The organism is Mesorhizobium sp. M7A.F.Ca.CA.003.01.2.1 (assembly GCF_003998945.1).
GTDB lineage: Bacteria > Pseudomonadota > Alphaproteobacteria > Rhizobiales > Rhizobiaceae > Mesorhizobium > Mesorhizobium ciceri.
Window position 1 is genome coordinate 1 of the sequence record NZ_RZRA01000430.1, and the last position, 4,630, is coordinate 4,630.

At 63.1% G+C, this 4,630-nt stretch carries 3 protein-coding genes; 1 reads left to right on the forward strand and 2 read right to left on the reverse strand.

Features of this window, described 5'->3' with window-relative positions:
- Window positions 1-39 precede the first annotated feature (39 nt).
- Window positions 40-1,572: an acyl-CoA carboxylase subunit beta gene (locus EN969_RS17950; RefSeq protein ID WP_013531455.1), complete on the reverse strand. Its 1,533-nt coding sequence runs from the start codon at window positions 1,570-1,572 to the stop codon at window positions 40-42.
- 409 nt (window positions 1,573-1,981) lie between these two features.
- Between EN969_RS17950 and EN969_RS17955 the strand changes: the two genes are divergently transcribed.
- Window positions 1,982-3,406, forward strand: a complete 1,425-nt coding sequence (locus EN969_RS17955) for a DEAD/DEAH box helicase (protein WP_024505079.1) — start codon at window positions 1,982-1,984, stop codon at window positions 3,404-3,406.
- A gap of 102 nt (window positions 3,407-3,508) precedes the next feature.
- Here EN969_RS17955 and EN969_RS17960 read toward each other — a convergent pair whose 3' ends face one another.
- On the reverse strand, window positions 3,509-4,483 hold the full coding sequence (locus EN969_RS17960) for an alpha/beta fold hydrolase (protein WP_063168060.1): 975 nt from the start codon (window positions 4,481-4,483) through the stop codon (window positions 3,509-3,511).
- Between the last annotated feature and the right edge of the window lie 147 nt (window positions 4,484-4,630).

The window sequence follows — 4,630 nt, forward strand, 5'->3', positions numbered from 1 at the left end:
TGGTTCGGGGCGGCGGAAGAGGAGTGAGTTGCCGGCGTCTCACAGCGGGATGTTGTCGTGCTTCTTCCAGGGGTTCTGCATGTCCTTGTTGCGCAGCATGCGGAGCGCCCGCGCAATACGGCGGCGGGTCGAGTGCGGCATGATCACCTCGTCGACATAACCGCGTTCGGCGGCGACGAAGGGCGACAGGAAGCGATCCTCGTATGCCTTTGTATGGGCTGCGATCTTTTCGGCATCACCGATGTCCTTGCGGTAGATGATCTCGACCGCGCCCCTCGCACCCATCACCGCGATCTGTGCCGTTGGCCAGGCATAGTTCATGTCGCCGCGCAGGTGTTTTGAGGCCATCACGTCATAGGCGCCGCCATAGGCTTTTCTGGTGATGACTGTGATCTTCGGCACGGTGGCCTCGGCATAGGCGAACAGCAGTTTCGCGCCATGCTTGATCAGCCCGCCATATTCCTGCGCTGTACCGGGCAGGAAGCCGGGGACATCGACGAAGGTGACGATCGGAATCGAAAAACAGTCGCAGAAGCGCACGAAGCGCGCCGCCTTGCGGCTGGCGTCCGAATCGAGCACGCCGGCCAGCACCATTGGCTGGTTGGCGACGAAGCCGACCGTGCGGCCCTCGACGCGCCCGAAGCCGGTGACGATGTTCTTGGCGAAATTCTGCTGGATCTCGAAGAAGTCGCCTTCGTCGGCGACCTTCAGGATCAGCTCCTTGATGTCGTAGGGCTTGTTGGCGTTGTCGGGAATCAGCCGGTCGAGCGACAAATCATGGTCGGTGACCGACTGGTAGCATTCGATCTCGGGAAGCTCCGATGTGTTGGAAGCCGGCAGCAGGTCGACCAGCCGGCGCATCTGCAGCAGCGCCTCGACGTCATTGTCATAGGCGCCGTCGGCGATCGAGGATTTCGTCGTGTGGACGGAAGCGCCGCCGAGACTCTCGGCGGTCACCGTTTCGTTGGTCACGGTCTTCACCACATCCGGTCCGGTGACGAACATGTAGGAGGTATCGCGCACCATGAAGATGAAGTCGGTCATGGCAGGCGAATAGACATCGCCGCCGGCGCATGGACCCATGATGACGGAAATCTGCGGGATGACGCCTGAGGCAAGCACGTTGCGCTGAAAGATCTCGGCATAGCCGCCGAGTGCTGCGACGCCTTCCTGGATGCGCGCGCCGCCGGCATCGTAGAGGCCGATGATCGGCGCCCGGTTGCGCAGCGCCATCTCCTGTACCTTGATGACCTTCTCGGCATGCGCTTCCGACAGCGAGCCGCCGAACACGGTGAAATCCTTGGCGAAGAGATAGACCGGGCGGCCGTTGACCGTGCCCCAGCCGGTGACGACGCCGTCGCCGGCGATCTTGGTCTTCTCCATGCCGAAGTCGGTCGAGCGGTGTTCGACATACATGTCGAATTCCTCGAAAGAGCCCTCGTCGAGAAACACCTCGATGCGTTCGCGCGCGGTGAGCTTGCCCTTCTTGTGCTGGGCATCGATGCGGGCCTGGCCACCACCCATGCGGGCGATCTCGCGGCGGCGCTCGAGTTCCTTCAGCACGTCCTTCATCGATTACCTCCCAAGCCAGCGGCATTTCGTGGTAATCGTGCCGGCAAGCGAGCGCAAGCGCCGCTTGCTCCGTGGATTTTGCTGCGCTGCAGCATGACGCCCCTTGCATTTGGTGGCGAACTGGGCCATATGCGGCGGCATAGGCGCTTGGGCCGGGACTTATCCGGCCTTCTCGACGAATGAGACTGGTTGCGTCTGTTTTCCCTCTTTCCGGTATATCGGCCCTTTTTCCGGTAAATCACAAAGCGGCGAAAAAGCCCCGTGGCATGATGCCTGCGGGCACGACAGCGCAGCCGAGTGGACGAACCCGTCCGCCCGCCTTGTCGTTTCATGAAAATTTGTTCGACGGCAGGTTGCGCCCTGCCGCCATCGATGTTTGCGGCCAGAAGCCGCGTGAAAGAAGATTATTTTGACCAACGAAAACACTTTGCCCGGTAGCAACACTGCGGAACTCACCGGTTTCGCGGCACTGGGTATTACGGGCGCGCTGCTCAAGGCCACCCACAACGCCGGCTTCACCGAGCCGAAGCCTATCCAGGCGCAGGCGATCCCGCCGCAGATGGAAGGCCGTGACATTTTCGGCATCGCCCAGACCGGCTCCGGCAAGACCGCGGCCTTCGCTCTGCCGATCCTGTCGAAGATCATCGCACTCGGCACCAAGCGCCGGCCGAAGACGGCGCGTGCGCTTATCCTGGCGCCGACGCGCGAACTCGCCGTGCAGATCGAGGACACGATCAAGATCCTCGCCAAGGGCGCGCATGTCTCGACCGCGCTCGTGCTTGGCGGCGTCTCGCGCTTCAGCCAGGTGAAGAAGGTTGCGCCCGGCGTCGATATCCTGATCGCAACGCCCGGCCGGTTGACCGACCTGGTGCGTGAGGGCGACCTCATGCTTGCCGACACCAAATGGCTGGTGCTCGACGAGGGCGACCGCATGCTCGACATGGGCTTCATCAACGACGTCAAGCGCATCGCCAAGGCGACCGCGCCCGATCGTCAGACGGTGCTGTTCTCGGCGACCATGCCCAATGAAATCGCCGAACTGGCCAAGGGCCTGCTGAAGAACCCGATCCGCGTCGAAGTCGCGCCGCAAAGCACGGCAGCGGCCGAGATCGTGCAAGGCGTCGTCTTTGCCCGCACCAAGCAGAAGCGCCAGGTGCTGTCGACGATGCTCGCCGATGAGGCGATGAAGTCCGTCATCATCTTCTCGCGCACCAAGCATGGTGCCGACAGGGTGACCAAGGACCTCGAGCGCGATGGCTTCAAGGCCGCCGTCATTCACGGCAACAAGTCGCAGAACGCCCGCCAGAAAGCGCTGAACGATTTCCGCGACGGCTCGGTGCGCATTCTGGTGGCGACCGACATCGCGGCGCGTGGCATCGACGTGCCCGGCATCAGCCATGTCGTGAATTTCGACCTGCCGGATGAAGCCGAGAGCTACGTCCACCGCATCGGCCGTACCGGCCGCAACGGCATGGACGGCATCGCGATCACGCTTTGCGATCCTTCCGAGAACAGCAAGCTGCGCCAGGTCGAGCGCATCATCCGCACCAAGCTGCCGATCGTTGCCGACCATCTCGGCAGCCCCGATCCGCTGCGCAATCCGGCTGAAAAGAACGAGCGTTTCGAGCCGGCCAATGACCGCAACGACCGCAATGGCCGTCGCGACGGCAGGCGGCCCGGTGGCGAGAACAAGGGCAACGGCTTTGGCAAGAAGCGCTTCGGCGACAAGCCGGCCTTCGCCGGCGAGCGCAAGCCGGACGGCGCCAAGCCGGCCTTCAAGGGCAACAACAAGCGCCGCTTCGGCGGTAAGCGTCCGGCTGCGCGGGCCGCGTAAGCCAGACCGCGCTGCAGTCAGTCAAGCTTCGGCTGGCTGATTGCCGAGACGAAACAAGAAAAGGGCGGCCGAAGCGATGCTTCGGTCGCCCTTTTTCGTCGCCTACTTCACCACCGCTTCGATCCAGACGGCGATCCTTTGCGCCAGAAACGCCGTGGTCGATGGCGACAGCGCGTCGCCGGCAATGACGTGATTGTCCGGGTCGCCAGTGTCGTCGACCGGAACCAGTTCATGCGGCGCGCCCCAGCGCCCGGCAATCTCGCGGCTGCGGTCGGCCCGCACCACTTTGTCCGAATCAGAAAAGATGAACAAAGCAGGGACGGTCGCCTTCTCCACCGGCGCGCCATAGGCAAGCTCGGTCAGCGCCTGCATCGGCAAGGTTGCTTCGATCGGATAGCGGGTGGTCCAGAATTTTTCATTCAGCGCGTTGCGCGGCACGAAGCTATGTTCCTTGCCGGCGACCAGCCTGGCGATTTGTTTGCCCCACGGCATGGTCAGGATCTCGGCGCCCGAAGTCTTGACGCCGAAGTTCGGGGAGATGAACGCAATCGCCGCCACCCCGTCCGACGCACCGGGCTGCGTTGCCGCCCAGACCGCCAGCGAGCCGCCGGTCGAAGTCGAGATGACGATCACCTTGTCGCCGATCGCCCGGCCGATGGCGAGCGCCTCCTCATAGTCGTTGATCCAGGCATTGATGCTGCCTTGCGTCATCGCCGCGCCATCCTGCCCATGACCGGTAAGCCGTGTGTAGAAGAGATTGGCGTCAAGCTGTTCCGCCACTTCGTCAGGCAGCGGGCGGACCTCGCCCTTCGATGCGGAAAAGCCGTGGATGTAGACGATCGATAGCGGGGTCCTGGCATGCACCAACGGATCGGCCCAGACGATCTCCTTCTCCAGCCCGTCTCGGATTCCGGGGATGGCGGCTTCCGCCTTTGCCACATAGGCCTGCGGATCGTCGCCGATGAGCGAGGGATCGAAACGGATCGTGGTGTCGACGCGAACGCGCGGGCCGAACACGAAGGCCAGTGCGAGAACGGCAATAAGGCCCAGCACAGCAAGCACGATCCGTCGCCCCATCGCAGACTCCACGCGGCACTTGTCTCAACCATGGCGACGGCGGCCCGAAAACGGGGAGCCTGCCAATTTCGCAGGCGTCCTATTCGATCGGCGGCTTGCGGTCGTAATGCAGAGGCCGCGCCTTCCAACTGGTCATCAGGCTGATAA

Coding starts and splice junctions, on each gene's coding strand:
- EN969_RS17950 (WP_013531455.1), bottom strand. CDS start 1,572: ATGAAGGACGTGCTGAAGGAACTCGAGCGCCGCCGCGAGATCGCCCGC.
- EN969_RS17960 (WP_063168060.1), bottom strand. CDS start 4,483: ATGGGGCGACGGATCGTGCTTGCTGTGCTGGGCCTTATTGCCGTTCTC.